This is a genomic window from Fundicoccus ignavus (genome assembly GCF_009659375.1).
Classification (GTDB): domain Bacteria; phylum Bacillota; class Bacilli; order Lactobacillales; family Aerococcaceae; genus Fundicoccus; species Fundicoccus ignavus.
This window is the reverse complement of record NZ_WJQT01000004.1, coordinates 48,600-70,035: the sequence shown is the minus strand read 5'-3', so window position 1 is coordinate 70,035 and position 21,436 is coordinate 48,600. Positions and strand designations below refer to the sequence as shown.

Annotated in this window: 18 protein-coding genes; 3 read left to right on the top strand and 15 right to left on the bottom strand. The window is 39.5% G+C overall.

The genetic code is table 11. The annotated features are described in order from the left end of the window. The first annotated feature begins 40 nt into the window (after positions 1 to 40). Positions 41 to 577: a dihydrofolate reductase family protein gene (locus GF867_RS04475; RefSeq protein ID WP_153831919.1), complete on the top strand. Its 537-nt coding sequence runs from the start codon at positions 41 to 43 to the stop codon at positions 575 to 577. A 513-nt stretch (positions 578 to 1,090) separates the two neighbouring features. Here the strand turns inward: GF867_RS04475 and GF867_RS04470 are convergent. Then, positions 1,091 to 1,576 (bottom strand): LURP-one-related/scramblase family protein, encoded by a 486-nt coding sequence (locus GF867_RS04470; protein ID WP_153831918.1) that lies wholly within the window; start codon positions 1,574 to 1,576, stop codon positions 1,091 to 1,093. Positions 1,577 to 1,750: 174 nt separating this feature from the next. Between GF867_RS04470 and GF867_RS04465 the strand changes: the two genes are divergently transcribed. Beyond that, positions 1,751 to 2,302 (top strand): DUF924 family protein, encoded by a 552-nt coding sequence (locus GF867_RS04465; RefSeq protein ID WP_366927748.1) that lies wholly within the window; start codon positions 1,751 to 1,753, stop codon positions 2,300 to 2,302. Positions 2,303 to 2,390: 88 nt separating this feature from the next. Here GF867_RS04465 and GF867_RS04460 read toward each other — a convergent pair whose 3' ends face one another. Both GF867_RS04460 and GF867_RS04455 read right to left on the bottom strand, forming a co-directional pair. After that, positions 2,391 to 2,813: a VOC family protein gene (locus tag GF867_RS04460; RefSeq protein ID WP_153831916.1), complete on the bottom strand. Its 423-nt coding sequence runs from the start codon at positions 2,811 to 2,813 to the stop codon at positions 2,391 to 2,393. 100 nt (positions 2,814 to 2,913) lie between these two features. Then, positions 2,914 to 4,296, bottom strand: a complete 1,383-nt coding sequence (locus tag GF867_RS04455; protein WP_172973957.1) for a metallophosphoesterase family protein — start codon at positions 4,294 to 4,296, stop codon at positions 2,914 to 2,916. Between the two features lie 1,012 nt (positions 4,297 to 5,308). Here GF867_RS04455 and GF867_RS04450 point away from each other — a divergent pair. Beyond that, positions 5,309 to 6,475, top strand: a complete 1,167-nt coding sequence (locus GF867_RS04450) for an ABC transporter substrate-binding protein (protein WP_172973956.1) — start codon at positions 5,309 to 5,311, stop codon at positions 6,473 to 6,475. A gap of 63 nt (positions 6,476 to 6,538) precedes the next feature. Here GF867_RS04450 and gloB read toward each other — a convergent pair whose 3' ends face one another. From gloB to GF867_RS04390, 12 genes are all read right to left on the bottom strand, one after another. Beyond that, positions 6,539 to 7,255: a hydroxyacylglutathione hydrolase gene (gloB, locus tag GF867_RS04445; RefSeq protein ID WP_153832010.1), complete on the bottom strand. Its 717-nt coding sequence runs from the start codon at positions 7,253 to 7,255 to the stop codon at positions 6,539 to 6,541. Positions 7,256 to 8,177: 922 nt separating this feature from the next. After that, complete coding sequence (locus GF867_RS04440) at positions 8,178 to 9,170, bottom strand: YeiH family protein (RefSeq protein ID WP_153831913.1); 993 nt, start codon at positions 9,168 to 9,170, stop codon at positions 8,178 to 8,180. A gap of 123 nt (positions 9,171 to 9,293) precedes the next feature. After that, the gene (locus tag GF867_RS04435) at positions 9,294 to 9,788 is read right to left on the bottom strand and encodes an HAD family hydrolase (protein WP_366927752.1); all 495 of its coding nucleotides are present in this window, start codon (positions 9,786 to 9,788) and stop codon (positions 9,294 to 9,296) included. A 413-nt stretch (positions 9,789 to 10,201) separates the two neighbouring features. Continuing rightward, entirely contained in the window at positions 10,202 to 10,519 is a 318-nt protein-coding gene (locus tag GF867_RS04430) for a GNAT family N-acetyltransferase (RefSeq protein ID WP_253940730.1), read from the bottom strand. A gap of 550 nt (positions 10,520 to 11,069) precedes the next feature. After that, on the bottom strand, positions 11,070 to 11,393 hold the full coding sequence (locus GF867_RS04425; RefSeq protein WP_153831911.1) for a PTS sugar transporter subunit IIB: 324 nt from the start codon (positions 11,391 to 11,393) through the stop codon (positions 11,070 to 11,072). A gap of 9 nt (positions 11,394 to 11,402) precedes the next feature. Then, positions 11,403 to 12,578: a multiple monosaccharide ABC transporter permease gene (mmsB, locus tag GF867_RS04420; RefSeq protein ID WP_153831910.1), complete on the bottom strand. Its 1,176-nt coding sequence runs from the start codon at positions 12,576 to 12,578 to the stop codon at positions 11,403 to 11,405. Beyond that, positions 12,571 to 14,112 (bottom strand): multiple monosaccharide ABC transporter ATP-binding protein, encoded by a 1,542-nt coding sequence (gene mmsA / locus GF867_RS04415; RefSeq protein WP_153831909.1) that lies wholly within the window; start codon positions 14,110 to 14,112, stop codon positions 12,571 to 12,573. The genes mmsB and mmsA overlap by 8 nt, the downstream gene beginning before the upstream one ends. A gap of 67 nt (positions 14,113 to 14,179) precedes the next feature. Continuing rightward, positions 14,180 to 15,274: a multiple monosaccharide ABC transporter substrate-binding protein gene (gene chvE / locus GF867_RS04410; protein WP_153831908.1), complete on the bottom strand. Its 1,095-nt coding sequence runs from the start codon at positions 15,272 to 15,274 to the stop codon at positions 14,180 to 14,182. 193 nt (positions 15,275 to 15,467) lie between these two features. Then, complete coding sequence (araA, locus tag GF867_RS04405) at positions 15,468 to 16,883, bottom strand: L-arabinose isomerase (protein WP_153831907.1); 1,416 nt, start codon at positions 16,881 to 16,883, stop codon at positions 15,468 to 15,470. A gap of 9 nt (positions 16,884 to 16,892) precedes the next feature. Next, entirely contained in the window at positions 16,893 to 17,591 is a 699-nt protein-coding gene (locus GF867_RS04400) for an L-ribulose-5-phosphate 4-epimerase (protein WP_153831906.1), read from the bottom strand. A gap of 12 nt (positions 17,592 to 17,603) precedes the next feature. After that, a complete protein-coding gene (locus GF867_RS04395; RefSeq protein ID WP_153831905.1) occupies positions 17,604 to 19,202 on the bottom strand; it encodes a xylulokinase in 1,599 nt (532 codons plus the stop codon). 509 nt (positions 19,203 to 19,711) lie between these two features. Continuing rightward, entirely contained in the window at positions 19,712 to 20,809 is a 1,098-nt protein-coding gene (locus tag GF867_RS04390) for a GntR family transcriptional regulator (RefSeq protein ID WP_153831904.1), read from the bottom strand. Positions 20,810 to 21,436 lie beyond the last annotated feature (627 nt).

Genomic DNA, 21,436 nt, shown 5'->3' with positions numbered 1-21,436 from the left:
GAGACTAAGAAGACTTAATAAAAGAAAGGTAGTGATTGTAATGCCACGTCTATTATTCTATGGAGCGATTTCACTAGATGGATATTTAGCTGGCCGCCATGATGAATTAGATTGGCTTCATGCCACTTACTTAGGAGAAGCCGGAGCGACAACTTATGACACTTTCATTGAAGCAGTCGATACTCTCGTCATGGGACGCGTAACCTTTGAAGAAACAATGCGCAGTATCTCGCTTGACGATTGGATTGGCGAGCGTTCGATTATCGTTTTTTCTCGCAACACTGATTATGTTTACGATGATGAGCGTGTGACGATCGTACATACTGATCCGATTGCCTATTTGATAGCACTTCAGTCGGAAGATGATGCAGGTGATATTTGGATTGTTGGTGGTGGACAATTATTGAAGCCGATACTTGAAGCTGATTTGATTGACGAATGGTGGATACAAATTGCGCCAGTCTTGTTGGGGCAAGGCAAGCCTTTATTTGAAGTTGGGGACTATGCGAAGCGTCTTGAATTTGTCGATTCAACTCAGATGGGTGAATTAATTGAATTACATTATCGTAGAAAGTAGGCGCTTGTCTGGATGGATGTTTAAGTCGGTGACGAGGATGTTCAAAACAGGTTCGATTAGGGTAGGATTTGTTTGGCTAAGGCGAGGACAAAATTGGAATCGTCAGTGGGATGCATCAAGATGTTGAGTATGAAGGTCTAATCTAGCCGATGCTCACAAACATTCGACTAGATTAGCTCCTCCATCCCACTCCCTCAACTCCTGCCTAGCCAAACCAAGCCTTCATCAGTTGTATTCGCCAAACTTCCCTATTTCTTCAAGACAAATCATATCGTCGCGGAACACTGTGAAGCGACACTGCCTTTATTTCCAGTTCTTTCAAGCGAGCTTGGTCCTTAGTCTAGCATTTAATTTACAGCACACAAAAACCATCATCAGCCTAGCGCTAATGCACATGATAGCAAGCACGCACCTAAGTTAGTTGATGATGGTTTCTTTTTAGCGCCTAGTAGCCTAACTAAAGTCCAAGCTTAAACTCAAGTTCAAGCCGCCCCCTAACCCGCCACTATACGCTTAACTATTTTGTGAGGCATCCATGGCACAGTCGATGGCTAATACAATCGCGATTACCATTGCGGGATCAATCTCATCTTGTACAATATTTACTTCAAAGGAGTCTGACCATGATAGATACTTCTTGTTGATGTCAGCAACTGTTCTGCCTTGCGCGTCAAACACTGTATAGTCGTGGGCAAAGAAATCACCTTCGACCGACCAACCTAATGTATCGATTTCATATTGCTGCTTGAAGAATGTTAGTTTTTTGGAAATAGTTGCGATTCTTTCATTTTGGTAAAAGACATGCATTTTCGGCAACAGCGTCATAACTTGTTGCTTGATGTGGGCCAATTCTTCTCCTGTTGCACTATCATATAAACGTAATTGACGCCCAAAGGACATTAATTTTCCTTGCACCGAATAAACCGGCACCTGATTTTCATCATAAATGTCGAAGTCTCCACGCAAAGAAAACACTTTTTGCTTCATATATAACTTCATTGTTTAACCTTCTTTCTACGAACCACCACAGTTCAAAATATTACCTTAAAACTATCTTGCTATAAAAAGTATTTCTTTGTCAAACAATAAGGGAAATAGTTCCTCAAAACCTTTGAATAAAGCGCTTAATCATGCTAAGCTAAAGGAAATAATAACCGAATGGAGGAATTGTCAGTGGGAACTTATTCACCTAAGCCCGTCTTAGATTTCTGGTTTGATCCAGCTAACGAGGAATTACTGTTTGCCAAAAACAATGCCTTTGACCAAGCAATCCGTGACCAATTTTATGAAGTGTGGGAAGCAGGCTGTCAAGGCTTACTTTACCCTTGGCGTTCAACACTTTACGGACGCCTGGCTGAAATTATTGTCCTTGATCAGTTTTCCCGCAACTTAATGCGCGATGATGCACGCGCATTCGCGCAAGATCCGATGGCACTGATTCTATCGCAAGAAATTATTAAGCACCCTGAATTCCGCTATTTGACCCCACAAGAAAAAGCCTTTGCTCTCCTGCCACTCGAACATTCAGAATCGGCAGGCATCCACGAAAGACTTGCAGAACCCCTATTCAAAGCCTACACTGATGACTTTACCTATGATTACGAACTAAAGCACAAAGTCATTATTGACCGCTTTGGACGCTATCCTCACCGCAATGAAATTTTAGGCCGACCCTCAACAATCGAGGAAATCGCCTTTTTACAAGAACCCAATAGTAGCTTTTAACAATTAGATAGCTGAGCTTTATTGTAAATGTCCATTTCATCCCCCCTTATAACACAAAAAGAGTCAGCACGTAGCTGACTCCTTTTTGTTATTCTCCAGATAATAACCAAGTCACACCAAAAGGATCACGGAACATCCCGAATCGCTCGGACCATTCAACCGCTTCAAGCGGCATCGTAATCTCACATCCTAATTCTTCCGCTTTCGCAAATAACAATTCAATTTGTGCGATATCGTCGTCATTATTTTGGTCGAAGGTGAAACATAAATTTGAACCTGCATGGTCAACGGGTTGGTTGCCCCAAGAATCCGAGCAATAAATTAAACGGTCAAACATTGTAAAGCTGGCATTCATCACGAATTCCGAATTCAACCGCTCTTCCTCCGGCATATCCGCAAATATCGGGTCAGACATCTTTGTGACTGTCGCAATCGTCGCGCCAAGTTTCTCGTAAAAAGCAAGTGCCTCAAGGGAATACTGGAAATTGAGATAAGGGACAGAACGAATCATGTGTTTTCCTTCTTTCTTTCATTGACCTTAACGACGCGCTTCGCCTTAAGCTTACCACACCACAGCCCACTGGCAAACTATTAACCACTACGCTCGAGCGTTACCAGTCGACCCCTAATTGTGTCTGAGAATAGTCCTTGGTTGATAAAATTAACTCTAAATAATCATTGAAAAATCGATAATCCGAGTCGGCAATATGGTCGTCAATTCCAGCCAACGCGACCTCTAACTGTGCCCAATCTTCAGAAACACTTCCCTTAAAGAAACTCAAATTGAGCGCTTCGAAGACTTCTGAAATTTCTTCCGTATAAGGTTTCAATGTTTGATCATTATATAACGTATCAAAAATTATCAAATGAGTTGAATTTTCATGCAAGTCCGCTAAATGCGTCATGTATTGGTCGTACTCATCCGCTTCGAAAGTAAATCGCATGTCCAAGTCAATTTGTTGGTAATTCACGGAATTTGTCGACAGCTGAATCTTACCGATTTTGCCTGGATAGATTGAAAATGACGTCGTGATTACCTCTTTCAGAGTGAAGTCAGGCGTTTGAAGACTCGTAATATGCTGAGTATGGAGGTGCCCCGCCAAGGTCAAAGGGATACGATGCGCCACTAAAAATTGTTGAAAAGTATCGAGCTCATTGTCGTTTTGAATCTCTTGAACCTCACCACGGAAATGCGACAAGGCACCATGATGCATAATGGGCAACACCTGAGCTTGCTTGACTACCGTTTCTGCCCAAGCAATCGTTTCGTCCTTAACACGTCCCTGACTTTCAGACTGCCCTTGCCCTTTCGTTTCCGAATAAATATTGGTATCCAACATCAACAACTGCCAATCATCAGTCACTTGCGCCAAGTAACTCAAACTTTCCGGGTCACGCGCTACAGCCTCTCCGTAACCAAAATCTGCGAAAATTTCCGCAAAATCAGCCGGACTCGTCTGCTGCACCTTAATCGTCTTCTTCTCCTCAAAGCGCACCGCCCAACCATTATGAATGTCATGATTCCCCGGAATCACCAACACTTCCGTTCCTAATGCCTCAATCCGGCCAAAATATTCAGCCAAATCCAACATCGCTTGATATTCACCATTGGACGTTAAATCACCGGCCACGATTAAGGCTTGCGGCTGCTCGTCGTCCATTTGTGCAGTCTCAATTTGTTTAATCAAAGCTTCCATCCGGTTGGGTCCATATTCATAATCCATACCCGCCGCCTGCTTTTGAAAGATCTCAAAGCGCTGACCACCATCCGTTAAGCTCGGTGCCATGTAATGGATATCTGTAATCAGCCAGATATCCACCCCATCAGCCTGATCCATTCCGAACTCTATTTCTGATTGTGCGTGAACTGACTGAAGTGGGCAAACACATGCTAATGCCAAGCTCATTATGGACAACACTTGTGCGATAGCGTGTAGCCTTTTATTTCGATTACTTGCTTTCAATAAGTTTAGATTTTTAACATTCTTGATCATTATTCCCACCTCCATTACCATTATCATACCACTTACACATGGATTCATACCGATAAATTTTCAATAAAATCATGCTCCTCATTTGGAAAGCAAAGAATTCAACTAAGTACCAGCTGAAGCACTAGACTCCAGCTATTTAAAAGCAAACAAATTATCCGATTCAACTGCTTCCTATGTATGTAAAGATACTTCTAATAAATATGGCTCGAAAAAAATCAGTTGGGCAAGGGAAGGACAGGTTCGTTTCAAAGAAATCGAAACAGTAGATCGTCTCAACACTATCAAAGAAGCGTATATTTTCGTTAATGATTGTTACCATTTGAGCCAGGGGTATTCTCACCCATAATTCTGGCGACCCTTTCAAGAGAATTGCCTTAACAGAAGCAGAGGGACTTACTCAAAAAAGAAATCATAATCAACTATCCAGCCGATTCTAACAGACCCCCCTGGACATTCAATCGTCTTGTATTAAAGGTCAACTCCCCAGTTGTTCTTTTTTTATTAAAAAGATGATTTACGCCAGTAGTTCTAAGAGAAAATCCTGAACATTGACTAAAGATGAACTGATGGAGTGTACATCGCCTGGATGCCAGTTAGACTATGAAGGGGCTCTTTCAGGGAAACAATGATTGGAGCGACACCTACAGCATGTTAAATAGTCTCTCAATTTAATTTTACCAATCAAGTTTATAAACAATTGAATAAAATATAAGCTTATGGCTTGCATTCAAAAAAGCTTTCTGTTAAATTAGATTTACATTAGAAACAATAAAACTTAAGGAGAATCTCCCCTATGAATCTGTTCGCTAACACAACATTTAATAACGTCGTCGTCGACGTCGTCAGGACTTAGCATTTTCGAGAAACAATCGAAAATATGCCAAGTCCTATTCGTGTTAGCGCACAGAATGGGATTTTTTCTTTTTTTAAGAGCCCCTTCTATTACGCGCAAAATAGAAGAGGCTCTTTTTTTGTTGGATTTAATAGTACCTATAAAATTGGAGTGATAAAAATGAAGATTAGAAAATTCGCGTATCAATTGTTAGCAACCCTTGCCCTTACTACAAACATCACAGGTGGTCAGGCCGTCGTAGCCCAAGCAGATGAACCGATTCGCATCGGTGCTAACTTGGAATTATCTGGCTACGGGTCTGCATATGGCATTCCGATTCTGGACAACTTACGGATGGCGGCTGATGAAATCAATGAAGCCGGTGGATTATTAGGCGGACGCCAAATTGAAATTATTGAATACGATAATACCTCGAATAAAACCGAAGCAGCTGCGATTGCGACGCGTTTGAGTGATGAAAATGTCTCAAGTATCATTGGACCGGCAACATCCGATATGATTTTTGCCTCGCGCCCGACGGCGATTGAAAGCTTGATACCGACTTTATATCCTGTAGGAACGGCAGATGAATTGACCTTAGATGATCAAGGCAACGTGTTGGATAATATTTTCCGATTGGCCTTTACGTATTCTTTCCAAGGCCGTGCGGCAGCACGTTTTGCGACTGAAGAATTGGGCGCGACAACAGCGGTTGCGATTATCGATCAGTCGAATGATTATTCTGTTGGCTTAGGGGATCCTTTCATGGAAGAATTCGAAACGTTAGGTGGAACGATTGTCGACCGCCAGTACTATTATAGTGGCGACCAAGATTTCATGGGTATCCTGACTGCGTTGAGTTCTAAAGAGTTTGATGTTATCTACTTGCCTGGTTTCTTTACTGAAGGTGGAACAATTATTCGTCAGGCACGCGAACTTGGGATTACACAACCGATTTTAAGTGGTCATGGTTTAGCGAGCGATACATTGATTGAAATCGCTGGTGCTGCCAACATCAGTAATCTGTATATCACATCGATGTTCCATACAGGTAGCGAAAATCCACTGGCACAAACTTATATTGAAAACTTTACGGCCCGTTATGGCGAGGCACCTGATACCTTCGATGCTTTGAGTTATGATGCGGCTCATTTAATTTTCACTGCCATTGAGGCGGCCGGTTCAGATGATCCTGAAGCAATTCGTCAAGCTCTGGAAACCGTTAGCTATGAAGGTGTCACTGGCTTCTTCGAATACGATGAATACCACAGTGCGGTTAACACAGCGCCAATGTTACAGTACGAGAATGGTGAAGTTATTAAAACATTTGAAGTAGAAGGAAATTAACCCAACAAAATACTAAAGCCCATCGCTTGTGCGATGGGCTTTTTGAGTCATATTTTGTCTGGATTAGAAGTTGTCGCGTTTTTGGCGCAATTGAATAAATTCGTCTAAAGAGTCCGCCATCATAAAGAAGTTAATCCCGCGCTCTCGGTCAATGGTCGTCGGTAAACTCGCTTCTCCTTTAGCAGTTAGGGCTTCAACTTCTCTTAACGTCTTATGCAAGAGATCTTCCACGCCGTTGCTCAAACGGTCCAGCGATAAAGCAAAACGTAAATTCGTCGCCGTGTATTCATGCCCCGCAAAAACCGTCACCGCATCATCCAAGGTACGCAATTTCTGCAGCCCTTCATAAGCCGCCGCATAATCACCGGTAAACACGCGACCACAGCCAGCCGAAAATAGTGCATCCCCACAGAATAACCACGACTCCGACGTCAAGAAACTAACGTGTTCCTCAGTATGTCCCGCCGTCTTCATTACTTTTACGGTCTGCCCCAACAAGTCAAATGTATCACCGTCCGCCACTTGAGTCGTCGTCAATGACGCCACTTCCGATGGTCCATAAATCGGTGTGCCAGGATATTCAGCAAGCATGTCCTCAACACCACCGATATGATCGTCATGCTTGTGCGTCAACAAGATTGCTTCTAAAGCCAATCCCTCAGCCTTTAGGTACGCCACTACATTCACAGCCTCACCCGGATCAACAACCACCGCGCGTCCCGCTGACTCCCATACCCAAATATAATTATCGTTAAAAGCCTTCACGTAAGTCACTTTCATGCGACACACCCCTTTTCATTGTTAACTCTATTCTACCAAATTCACTCACTAAACAACACCATCACCCTTCCAAAATACGAAGCAAATACTCGCTTGCTTTATTAGCGGATAGCCCGAGTTATTTATATTGAAACACATTAGGGTTCTTGAGTTTAATATGGCTTCTTTTATTTAATATGGCTTCTTTTATTTAATATGGCTTCTTTTGCAAAAAGAAGTCGCCCTTTAGGATGGTCTTGGACAAGATTTTGTTGCTTTTATTCAATTGAATTTATAGCATATTGCTAGGACTATCTTTACAGATAATATTTTTCGTCAATGTGCTAACTCGGAATCTGAGTTTGATGATTGAAGCCCTCAATGTTTAAACTCAAACCGCGAGTTTAAACATTGAATTGGATTTAACAAGATTTTCCAACAGAAACTCCTGATTTATTAGGAAAAAAGACAAAATACCGAGTTGAACATCACCTAATAGGTGATGTTTTCTGTTCAATGTGCTAACTCGGAATCTGAGTTTGATGATTGAAGCCCTCAATGTTTAAACTCAAACCGCGAGTTTAAACATTGAATTGGATTTAACAAGATTTTCCAACAGAAACTCTTGATTTATTAGGAATAAAGACAAAATATCGAGTTGAACATCACCTAATAGGTGATGTTTCCTGTTCAATGTGCTAACTCGGAATCTGAGTTTGATGATTGAAGCCCTCAATGTTTAAACTCAAACCGCGAGTTTAAACATTGAATTAGATTTAATAAGATTTTCCAACAAAAATTGCTAAAAACTTTAAAAACAGCCACCACTTTGGATAAACAATAAGCTAATCCTAGCACAAAGCTTGGTAAACCAACATAAAACTCACAATCCTTTGACCTATCAAAAAACCTCACCAAAATTTCCCTAGGTGAGGTTAGATGATTAACGATATAAGATATTTAACAAGCCAATACTTGTGACTAAGACAGCTGTCCAAGTAACAGCTCCCAGCACAATTGGTTTAAGGCCAGCTTTTTTAATTTGATCTATGTGGACGCCTAAGCCAATGACGAACAAAGCCATGGTCATAAACAGCTTACTCGATCGGCTAATTAAACTCGTCACTTCAGTTGGAATAGTCACCAGACTCGCGAAGGTCACGGCTAACACAAAGAACACCACGAACAGCGGGATATTCGCTTTCACTTGTTGCCAACTGACTGCTGGTTGGTTCACACTTTGCGTGACTTTTCTTTGCTTAGTAAATTTGAAGTAAATCAGACCGACAGTCATCGGTACAATCAACAAGGTACGCACTAATTTAACAATCGTTGCGATGCTACCTGCCTTCTCACTCCAAGCGAAAGCTGCAGCCACAACTGAAGCCGTATCATTCACAGCTGACCCAGCTAAAATTCCGTACAACTGATCCGAGAAGCCCAAAGCACGACCCAGAGTTGGCAACACCAATAAGGCCACCATTGAATAAATGAACATGGTCGTGATGGATACCGCAATTTCTTCGTCTTCAGCTTCAAGAATCGGTGCTGTAGTGGCAATTGCAGATCCTCCACAAATTGAAGTACCGATTCCAAGCAGTAAACCAAGCGAAAAATCTACCTTCAGCAGTTTGCTTAGAATAAGACTTGTCAGCAAGGAAATCACGACTACTGAAGCTAGAATAATTAAGACTTCCCAACCGACCTGACCGAGAATACGTAAAGAAAGCGTAAAACCGAGTAAAACGATACCCGTTTTAAGGAAGTATTTTGAAACGAATTTAATGATTTTACTGTCAAAATACGCATATAAGGGCGTGTGGCGAATGATGGCGCCGAGCAAAATCGCTGCGATTGAAGTACCTAAGAGCGGGATGCTGCCACCGATGGTGAGCGCGGCCCAAGTGGCAATAATGAGAATAATAATGGTTGTCATAATAAGTCCTTTCACTGCTTGTTTTCATTAGAATAGCATAGCACTTTACAAAGGTTTAGGCTAGAAGCTTGTATCAAAAAAGCACCGTAGAAGTCAGACTCCTTCGATGCTTCGCAAATTAAATTAACCCCATCGCCTTGCAGTAATGATAAACGCCGTCCTCGGCAACATGGCGACACCTAAGCCAACCGCTTGTAACAATTCGATATCGTTATTGCCATCACCAAAAGCCATCGCTTGGGAAGCATCCAATTGATACTTCTCCAGAATGTGATGCACGCCATTTCCCTTGCCGCCATTGGCAGGAATAATGTCGACCGCTCGGTCCCACCAAGCAGTTATCTTCGCTTGTTGAATCCCTTCCATCATTACCGGATAATCACGCTCACGTAAGCCCATCATAATTTGATAAATATCCGATTCTGCCACGACTCGCACAAAGTCCCCGAATACAATAACTTCTTGATGGGCGAAGGCAAAGTAATCAACCAAATCCTGATCCTTACCATTCGCAACCATCAGCTTATCGCTCGCAATCGACAAAGGCCGCTTTAAATTAATCGCATTTCTAACCAATCTGTCAATTTCTGTTTTGGGAATTGGATTACTCAATAAGATCTGCTTCTTATTGAAACAGTCTAATCGGTTAGTGAGCCACTTTCAATGTAAAAAAAGTTCGTACGCCAAGTGCCAATGCCAAGGGACACGCTTTCCTACATAATGATCCTACTCTGCGCGCGAGGCGATGTAAGGAAATATTTTGGAAAAGTTAGGTAATTTCTCTTGCTTGCTATCTGGATAGTACTCAAATTTATGAACAATATTCATTGACTCCCCTCGCTTTCCGTTATTATTGTGGTACTATTTGCTTAATCATTAGACGCTAAATTCTTTAAAGCCTCACCAGACAATCGGAATACGGTCCACTCATCCATTGCTTCTGCACCTAATGAGCGATAAAAATCGATACTCGGTTTATTCCAGTCCAGACATCACCATTCAAACCTACCACAATCTCTTTCCACCGCTATTTATGCGAGTTGCTTAAGCAGCTCATTACCATAACCCAAACTACGTCGTTCTGGTTTAACGTATAAATCTTCCAAGTATAAGCCTGCTTTACTTAAAAAAGTTGAAAAATTATGGAAGAATAACGCAAAGCCAACTTCCACCTCGTCCTCCATCAGAAAAGTAACTTCCGCCTGTTGCTTCTCAAATAGCTTTTCTTTCAACATTTCTTCAGTGGCAACTACTTCATTTAGCATCTTCTCATACTCAGCTAACTCTTTAATAAGTTGCAGAATCAATCCTGTATCTGTTGCTTGTGCGTATCGATAGGTAATATTCATTAGTAGCTCCATTTCGCATGTAATTTTTTTAGACTAATACTTCTTAAAAATGACCAGTGTCGTCAATATTTAATTATATTATAGCATCTCGTCTTTTTAGTGAGCAGTGAAAAGTAAATGCAGATCATTTTAATTTTCGAGTTTCCATCTCTGGCTGAATATTGTTTTGACTCTTCAATATGTCGGATGAGAAAGCCTCGGGCGAGTCCGAGAACTTTAAATTCCATTAGCAGTTTTGACATGATTATATCGCTTTACTTTTGTTGGAATACTTAACGTAGCTCTGCGATTTGTTTTACATAGCGGTACAAAGGGCAATCCATCGCTACTAATAGAGTCGCTTGCTCTAACTCTGAGCATAGCGTATTAAACAGAGCCTAGCCGATTGAGCTGGAAAAACACGAACGCCAGTGAGGCTTTGAAAGGGACCACCACCTTGGAAAACAATAAGCTGAGCGAAGTTCAAAGCTTGGTAAAATAGCATAAAACTTATAAACCCTTATATTATAAATAAAAACAGTGCCATATTCAGGCACTGTTTTCTGTGTGTCTATTTATCTAGTAAAATCATTGCTTGTTCGAGAACTTTTTCTCCATCAAGCACTTCATAATGTTCTTTGTCGATTAATTTGTAAGCAACTGAATTGTAGTTTAAGTAGTCTTTCAAACGATGAATTTCATACTCTGATTGTGGACCAATCAGAAGCGCATCAATCTTTTCTCGTTTTAGAATATCTTCTGCTGTGATAGCTGGAGCAGAATAGATATGTACATCTAAGCCTTGTTGATTTGCTGCATCTTTCATGTTCTTAACTAATAAACCTGTTGAAATTCCCGCTGAACAAATTAATAAAATTGTTTTCGCTTCATTCATCGTTTATCACTATCCTTTTTTTCGTTTATTGTACTGATCAATCACTACCGCTAAAAGTAAAATCAAACCACGAATTGCTTGTTGTAAGTCGATACCAACACCCAAGATTGACATACCGTTGTTAAGTACACCGATGATTAAACCACCGACAATCGCACCAACAATTGTTCCGATACCACCAGACGTTGAAGCTCCACCAAAGTAAACAGCTGATAAAGCATCTAATTCAATACCGTTACCCGCTTGAGGTGTTGCAGCATTTAAACGAGCTGCTAAGATCATTCCCGCTAATGCAGATAGAACACCCATATTTACGAATACCCAGAAAGTAACTTTTTTCGTTTTAACACCAGATAACTCTGCTGATTTGTAGTTACCACCTGTTGCATAAATATGACGACCAACTACTGTACGGTTTGTTACAAATGTATAACCTGATGCTAAGATTAAAATTAAAATCATCACAAACGGGAAGCCATTATGTTGTGAGAACACATAAGTAATTCCGATAATTGTCGCTACAATGACCGCTAATTTTGTAAAGAATGAAGCATTTGATTCAACTTTTAATAAGTTAGCTTGTTTTTTCTTTCTGCTTGAGAACATTGTTGCCACTAATAAAATTGCGACAGCTACACCAATTAATAATGAAGTAGTATGTAACTCGCCGTCACCAATATTTGGTAAGTAGCCTGAACTTAAGAAATTAAATGCTTCTGGATAGTTAGCAATTGATGTACCTTTTAACGTGTATTGCGTAAGACCACGGAACAGTAGTAAACCTGCTAAGGTTACGATGAAGGCCGGTATCTTCACGTAGGCAATCCAGAAACCTTGCCATGCACCAATGATTCCTCCGATAATTAAACATAAAGGAATGACTATCCAAGGACTCATTTCTTTTTGAATCATCAGTATCGCTGAGATTGCTCCTACAAAGGCCATTACCGAACCAACCGATAAATCGACATGTCCTAATAATACAACCATCAACATCCCAATAGCCAATACTAGAATATGACTATTCTGAAGAACTAAGTTAGTCACGTTAACTGGTCTCAGTAGAATACCATTTGTTAAAAATTGGAAAATCAATAGTGTAACGATCAAAATAATGATCATACTATATTTCTCAAATATTTTTCTTAAAATTTCACCAAAGTTGCGTTCGTTTTTATCATTCATTATTTACACCTCTTAAACTAGTCATCTTAGACATTAATACTTCTTGGTCAGCATCTGCTCTTAAAATTTCTCCGGTCATCTTACCTTCATTCATTGTATAGATTCGATCACACATTCCAAGAATTTCTGGTAACTCAGAAGAAATAATACAAACGGCTTTTCCTTCTTGAGACATTTCTTCAATAATAGAATAAATCTCGTATTTGGCACCAACATCAATACCACGTGTCGGTTCATCCAAGAAAAGAACTTCTGGTTCAGTATATAACCATTTACTAATAACAACTTTTTGTTGGTTCCCACCACTTAAGCTTGTTACTTTATTTTCGATATCATTTGTCTTAATATTCATTCGTTTACGATAGTCTTCTGCTACCTGTACCTCTTGATCAAAATCAACCACACCTTTGTTTGATGCTGCATGTAAATTTGATAAAGTAATGTTATTTTTGATAGACATTAATAAATCTAAGCCGAGATCTTTACGGTCTTCTGATACATAAGCTAAACCATTTTCTATCGCTTCGCTTACGTCGTTTGATGTTACTTCTTTACCGTGAATATGCATTGAGCCCGAAATATTTGTTCCGTAACTCTTACCAAACATACTCATTGCAAATTCTGTTCGTCCAGCACCCATCAAACCAGCAATCCCAACAATTTCACCTTTGCGAATGTTGAAATTCACCTTATCAATAACCACTTTATTTTTATCGTTAGGGTGGTGAACAGTCCAGTCTTTCACCTCATATAAGATTTCTCCAATGTTAGGATTTCTCTCAGGGTAACGGTTCGTTAACTCGCGCCCTACCATGCCTTTAACGATAATATTCTCATCAATTTTCTTGTCTGCGTTGTCCAAGGTTTGAATCGTTTTACCATCACGAAGAATAGTAATCGAGTCCGCAATTTGAGTAACTTCATTTAATTTATGCGAGATGATAATTGAAGTAATTCCTTGGTGTCTGAATTCTTCTAATAAATCTAGCAAGTTTTGACTTTCTTGTTCATTAAGTGATGCGGTTGGTTCATCCAGGATCAAAAGCTTAACTGTTTTAGAGAAAGCTTTAGCAATTTCAACTAATTGCTGTTGACCCACACTGATCTCAGAGATAATGGTATTAGGATCTAAGTTTAAACCGACTGTTTTCAACAAGTTCATTGCCTTTAAGTCTGTTGCATTCCAATCAATAATACCTCGTGTTGCTTGTTCATTTCCTAAAAAAATATTTTCTTTGATTGATAAATAAGGGCTTAGTGCTAATTCTTGGTGAATAATTACGATACCTTCTGCCTCGCTATCATTCATATTCTTAAATTTCATTTCTTCATTGTTGTAAATAATTTTGCCATCATATTGACCAAATGGATATAAACCACTTAAAACTTTCATTAGTGTCGATTTTCCAGCTCCGTTTTCACCACAGATACTGTGAATCTCACCACGTTTAACTTTAAGATTGACATCATTAAGTGCCTTAACACCAGAGAAGTCTTTGGTAATATTCTCCATTTCTAAAATGTAATCTGCCATAACTGCCTCCTTTAAAAAAAAGAGGTATCCTAATAAAAGAGTTCCATTAGGATACCTGGTAATAAAATTAACGTGCTTCAATACCTAAATCTTCAGGTGTGTAGTAACCAGTTTGTTCAATTAATATTTCGTAGAAGTTATTAATATCAATAGAAATTGGTTCTGCCATGTAAGTTGGTACTACTTTTGAGCCGTTGTCGTAAGTTTCAGTATCATTTACTTCAACTTCTTCGCCAGCTTCTAAAGCTTTGATCATACCAGCAGTGATAATTCCCAATTCTTGCGTATTCTTAAAGATTGTTTGTGTTTGTTCACCTTTAATAATTGATTGTAAACCTGCAACTGTTGCATCTTGTCCAGTAATTACTGGTAATGGTTGCTCTTCAGAACCGTAACCGATACCTTTCAATGATGAAATAACACCTAAACTAATTGGATCATATGGTGATAATACTGCGTCTAATTTTTGGTCTGTATAGTTCGCACTTAGTAAGTTATCCATACGTGATTGAGCTGTAGAACCATCCCAACGTAATGTTGCAATTTGGTTAAACTCTGTTTGTCCTGAAGGAACAACTAATTGACCATTATCAAAATATTGTTGGAAGACAGACATTACACCTTCAAAGTTGATAACAGCATTGTTGTCGTCTGGTGAACCACCAAATAATTCAATGTTAAATGGACCATTACCATCTTGAAGTCCTAATGCTTCTTCAATATAAGTAGCTCCGATAACCCCAACTTGGAAGTTGTCAAATGTAACATAGTAGTCTACGTGCTCAGTATTCATTAATAAACGGTCATAAGCAATTACTGTAATACCTTGTTCCCCTGCTTGTTTTAACACTTCTGTTAAAGCAGATCCGTCAATTGATGCAATAACTAAATAATCCACACCTAAAGTAATCATGTTCTCGATTTGTGCCACTTGGTTCGATACGTTATCTTCACCATATTGTAGTGATGATTCATAACCTAGTTCATCTAATTGTTCTACTAAAAAGTTACCATCTGCAATCCAACGCTCTGCTGATTGAGTTGGCATTGAAATCCCTACGAATGGTACATCATCTTGTGCGAATGCTGTAGGTAAAGCAATAGTTGTAGCTGTTAATGCTGCTAAAGTAAACGTAACTAATTTTTTCATAGTCTTTTTCATGATTTTCCTCCTGGTTTAGCCCTCTAAGGCTAATGCTCAATTTTATTTTTATTAGCTTTAAGTCTTGACAACGCTTGCATAATTGCGAAAGCATAACGATTTATTATCGTCTGTTTACTTTGACTTTAACTCACTCGCATCACTTGTTGAGACAAGTGATGCTGAGTTATTGTCAAATCGATTAGTAATGAATCTAGTTAATCAGCACATAGTCTAAGTTGAACATTTTTGCTAAATCAATGATTTGATCACTGTCTGCATCCAATGAAACTACCGTGTGGTGTCCACCGCCTTCCTGAATCCATTTTGTCACTCCTGAGTGGAAGTCTGGTTTTACTTTCCACATTACGCGCGCTACGGGTAACTTAGGCGCTGCCACTTCTGGCGTAAATAATTCCACATCGTTAATTAATAATTTGTAGTGTGTACCGAAGTCAGCCATTGAAATAACTACCCCATCGCCGGCTTTTCCATCAAAGACAAGACGTGCTGGATCTTCTTTACCACCAATACCTAAAGGCTCTACTTTAACAACTGGCTTATTAGCTGCTAAACACGGGTCTACTTCTAACATGTGTGATTGCAAAATTGCTTCTTGGCCTGTCGCTAATTCGTAAGTATAATCTTCCATGAAACCAGTATTTTGGTTCAATGTCATTACTTTCAACAAGCGGTCAAGGGCAGCTGTTTTCCAGTCACCTTCTCCAGCAAAACCATAACCTTTAGCCATTAAACGTTGAACAGCTAAACCTGGCAATTGTTTCATGCCGTGTAAGTCTTCAAAGTTCGATGTAAAGGCATTGTAGCCACCTGCATCCATAAATCTTTCGAGAGCAATTTCAATTTTCAATTGTTCTTTAACGCTTGCATCAAAAGCTTCTTGTGTATTAGCACCTAAATCGAAGTCATATAAGTCTTTGATTTCTGAGTATAACGCCTCAACATCTGCTTCTGATACTTGATTCATTTCAGCAACTAAATCACCAATTCCGAAGTAGTCTACTGTCCAACCGAATTGGATGGCTGCTTCAACTTTGTCACCTTCAGTTACTGCAACATTACGCATGTTGTCACCGAAACGCGCTACTTTAATTGAATGGCTTGCAATATAGGCATTCGCAACTTTCATCCACTTAGCTAAATCAGCCTGAACTTTTTCAGAACCCCAGTAACCAACGATAATTTTATTGTTTTTCTTCAAACGAGCATTGATAAAACCATATTCACGGTCACCATGCGCTGCTTGGTTCAAGTTCATAAAGTCCATATCAATTGTTTCCCAAGGAATACTCTCGTTAAATTGAGTCGCTAAATGTAGTAAAGGTTTTTGTAATAATTTCATCCCTTGGATCCACATCTTAGCTGGTGAGAATGTATGCATCCAAGTAATAATACCTGCGACATTATCTTGGTAGTTTGCTTCTTTCACAACGGCTGTAATTTCATCCGCTGTCTTCACGATATCTTTTAACACGATTTCGAAAGGTGCTTTTTCATTTAATCCTGCGACAATTTCCTTCGCATGGTCACTTACTTGTTGTAATACTTCTTCTCCATATAAATGTTGACTTCCCACGACGAACCAGAATACTTTTTTATCTGCTTGCATAGTTTCCTCCTAATTTCCTTGCCCATAATAGGCGTTTTTTCCATGTTTACGTAAATAATGTTTATCCAAGACCGCTTGTGGTAACACACTCGATAATGGATTAATTGATTTAGCATAGTAGTTCATACGACACACTTCTTCAAGTACAACTGAGTTCATCACAGCTGCTTCAGGCGTTTTACCCCAAGTAAACGGCCCGTGTCCTTTTAAGAGAACGGCCGGCACTGCCATTGGATCAATCCCACGCTCTTTAAACGTTTCGATAATCGCATAACCCGTTTCTTTTTCATAAGCGCGATCAATTTCGGCTTCAGTTAAGAATCTTGCACAGGGAACATCTCCGTAGAAAGTATCCGCATGCGTCGTACCTAGTGCTGGCACATCAACGCCTGCTTGTGCCCAACTTGTCGCCCAAGGCGAATGCGTATGAACAATGCCACCAATTTCTTCAAAGGCATTGTACAGTACCACGTGAGTTGCTGTATCAGATGAAGGATTTAATTTACCTTCAACAAGATTCCCCTCGAAGTCGACAACTACCATGTCATCTGCTGTCATATTCTCATAGGCAACACCACTCGGTTTGATGACGATCAGTTTTTGTTCACGATCGACTGCACTGACGTTTCCCCAAGTGAATTTAACGAGCCCATGTTTCGGCAGTTCTAAATTCGCTTCATAAACCTGTTGCTTTAATGCTTCTAACATTCTTTCAACTCCTTAAATATACTTGGCTGCTTCTTGTTGTAACGGTAAAGCTTTTTCAAAACCTTCAATATATTGTTGGTAAGCTGCCGAATCTTCAGCATCCACTTCAACCGTCACAGACTCTGCCGCTTTAAACACTTCGTTTGCTAAGTACTCAGCTAAAGGTTGTGTTGCATGCGTTTGGATATAAGCAGCTAGAACTGCCATCCCCCAAGCACCACCCTCGCCCGCTGTCTCCATGACAGTAACGGAAGACTGCATCACCGAAGCTAAAACTTGTTGAGCAATCAATGGCGTTTTAAAAATTCCGCCGTGAGCCACAGTATTTGAAATTTCAATACCTTCCTCTTTTAATAAAATATTAATGCCAAACTTCATGCTGGCAAAAGCTGAATTTAAATTCGCTTGCATAAAGTTCGCTAAATTGAAGCGACCATTTGGATTTCGAACTAACATTGGGCGCCCATGTTCCACATTGACACTGTTTTCTCCTGAATGGAAACCATACATTAGGATTTGTCCTGTATCCGAATCAGCTTCCTGTGATTTATTAAAGAGCTTTGTATATAAATCGTTCGTCGAAACTTCCACACCCATCGTGTCGAACACTTCTTCAAAGAGCGACAACCAATAATTGATTTCGGATGTACAGTTATTAATATGAACCATTGCAACATCTTCACCGTCTGGTGTCGTCACAATGTCGATTTCTGGATAAACACCTTTAAGGGCTTTATCTAAGACCACCATCGCAAAAGCGGATGTTCCAGCGGATACGTTAGCTGTACCAGGCTTCACTGAATTCGTTGCGACCATTCCAGTTCCCGCGTCACCTTCAGGAGGCGCTAAAGGAATGCCAGCAACTAATTGACCTGATGGATCCAATAAGCTGGCACCAGCTTCTGTTAACTTACCTGCGACTTGACCTGCTAACAAGACTTGCGGAAGAAGGTCTGCAATTTGAACGTCATACCCCAACTCACGTGTCGCTTGATCAAACGCTTGCAACATTGATTGGTGATAATTTTTCGTTTGACTATCAATCGGGAACATTCCAGAAGCATCGCCAATTCCTAGTACGTGTTCGCCGGTTAATTTTTCATGAACATAACCTGCTAACGTTGTGATTTGTTTAAGTTCATCTAAATGTGCTTCTTGATTTAACATCGCTTGGTAAAGATGTGCGACACTCCAACGATGTGGAACATTAAATTTAAATAATTCCGATAAAACTTTTGTCGCTTCATCTGTGTTACCATTGCGCCATGTTCTAAATGGCACTAATAGTTCACCCACTTGATTCAAAGCAATATAGCCGTGCATCATGGCACTAAATCCGATTGAACCAAAAGAAGTTAACTCGTGATCATAAGTTGCTTTCACATTTGCTTTGAGTTGTCCATATGCCTCTTGTAACTTTTCCCAAATAAGCTCTTCTTGATATGTCCAAAAACCCGCTTCGTTCAATTCGTTTTCCCATTGCGAATCTCCACTCGCAATCACGTTAAATGCATCATCAATTAAGACTGCCTTCACTCGCGTTGACCCTAATTCAATCCCTAAACTAGTCTCATTTTGCGCAAGTTTTTGTTTGATGACTTCAATTGTCATTTCCTCACCTCTTAATAAGCGCTTTCATTTACAAACAAAATATACCATACAGATTTTTAAATAGCAACAATGATTATACGGACAAGTTGTGTGTTGTAGTATTTTGACCAAATCTTTCTTTCAAACAAAAAGCCGCAAAACACTTATCAAACAAGCTTTTATTCTGATAAAAACCTAAAATTTAAAGTTTTTATCTTTTACATTTTTATTATTTGTTAGCAATTATAACCGTACAACTATGGACTTTCCACATATCACATAACCATACAACTTGACTTTTTTAAATTCTAGTTAACAGTTTTTATTTGAGTATATCGCTTTACTTTTGTTGGAATACTTAACGTAGCTCAGCGACTTGTTTTCCAAAGCGGTACAAAGGGCAACCCTTCGTTATTAATAAAACAGCTTGCTCTGACTATGAGCGTAGTACAAAGCTTGATAAATCAACATAAAACTTATAAATTCTTATATAAAAAAAGCCTACCGCATCTGCAGTAGACTGAATATTCTTAATCATTATCCGTCAATTGCTTAACGGATGCTTTTTCCACAATGTGTGGCGCAAATAACATTTGATTGCTTTCTTTAACTTGTCCGCGAATAGCTGCGACAATCCAACGCGCAGCCTCTATTCCGAGGCGCTCTTTTGGATGACTGACACTCGTAATGGGTGGAATAAAATTATCACTTAAGATCGAATCATCATGGCTGACAATTGAAATATCTTCTGGAATACGGATGCCTTTCGCATTGAAATAATTGCCCACTTGTAAGGCGACTTCATCGTTATAACAAATAACTGCCGTATACTGGCTTAAATCGATTGCTTCAAGTTTTGCTTGAATGTCAAACTTATCTTCGGTTTCATAAGTGACAATCGCATCATTCGCAAAAGATAATTGGTGATCCGCAAATGCTCTCACATAACCTTTCAAACGGTACTTACCTTGTTTATCATCAATTTTCATAATGGCGAGTATCTTCGAATGACCTTTTTTGATTAGATATTCTGTGGCGATAAAACCTGCGCGTTCGTCATTGGAGCCGACGGAGTTTGTATCAAATTCGCTGTAGGTTGAATTCAACATCACAAAAGGAATACCTTTGGCGTTTAGGTCAAGGTAAAGATTGGTATTCGGATTGAAATAACTCGATTTAGTTGGCTCAATAATTAAACCATCGACGTTATTACTAATCATTTTACGCAAGGCGTTTTCTTCGTCTTCATAATTGTTATGGGTACTGGCAATCAACAAACCAATATTTTCTTTATTTAACTCTTTTTCAATCCCGCGAATAATCGATGGGAAAATATAGTCTGACAAATAAGTTGTAATAACGCCCACTAATAGTGGCTTCTCGTTTTGAAGCGACATATCTGCAGCATCAAAACACACGTAGGTGCCTGACCCTTTTTCTTTACGAACATAGCGATCTTTCACTAATAAAGAAATCGCTTCGCGGATTGTATGGCGACTAACGTCATATAGCTTCGTCAATTCATTCTCGGATGGAATCGTTTCGCCATACTTATACTCGCCATCTTCGATTTGTTTTTTTAGATTGTTTGCTATATAAACATATTTTACAACTCCATCTTCAAACATAGTAAACCTCCTAGCACTCAAAATATATGGGATTGTGTAAATGAGTTTGCTTCTAAGATGTTAAGGGAAGATAGAAAATATTCAAATTTTATATAGAAATACTAGCCCTATATGCACAACATCATAGCACATGCTTTTGACACACGCCAGAAAAAGATTCTAACTTAAACTTAACTTCCATTACTTACACAGCCTCAAAGATATTAGTTTTATTGACTTTTGATAGATTGGTTGCCTTTAAAACTATTCGTGCTATAATCAAGTTAATTAGAATCATTCTAAATAAAAAACGTGTGGCCGCTCATCCAATTAATTACTAGTTTAAACTAAAAACACAATTGAAGCTAGTTATTAATGGCGATAAAGCTTGAATTAACGTGCTTTCAGCTATACATTTGTGAATCATATCTCAAATGAGGGGGGTATGTTACAATATTTACTCAAAAACCGCCAAGGACAATTCCTATTGGTCGGTATCGTTCTGTTGTTAAGTGGCTTCGGTTTACTCTCTATGGGTCACCCGTTCAATCGCTATCTTTTTGTAGTCTGAGCCTAGACGATTGAGCTGGTAAAGTACGAGCGTCAGTGAAGACTTTGAAATTGGCCACCGCCTAGGAAAACAACAGG